The organism is Pantoea sp. SIMBA_079, from assembly GCF_046940275.1.
Classification (GTDB): Bacteria; Pseudomonadota; Gammaproteobacteria; order Enterobacterales; family Enterobacteriaceae; genus Pantoea; species Pantoea borealis.
In genome coordinates, this window is the sequence record NZ_JAWRYR010000510.1 from 1 (window position 1) to 260 (window position 260).

The 260-nt window shown below is 57.3% G+C and carries 1 pseudogene; it reads right to left on the minus strand.

Going from position 1 to position 260, the window contains the following annotated elements:
- A pseudogene (locus SB719_RS20995) lies at positions 1-260 on the minus strand (ketol-acid reductoisomerase); the annotation flags it as partial.

The following is a 260-nucleotide window of genomic DNA, read 5'->3' on the forward strand; positions in this document are numbered from 1 at the left end:
GGTGAACGGCAATCAGCGTCGGTACGCCGAACCCACGTTTGTACTCTTCACGCACTTCGGTGCCTGGGCATTTCGGCGCAACCATCACTACGGTGATATCTTTACGGATCTGCTCGCCCACTTCGACGATGTTGAAACCGTGCGAGTAGCCCAGCGCCGCGCCGTCTTTCATCAGTGGCTGTACGGTGCGCACTACATCAGAGTGCTGCTTGTCCGGCGTCAGGTTAATCACCAGATCCGCCTGTGGGATCAGTTCTTCG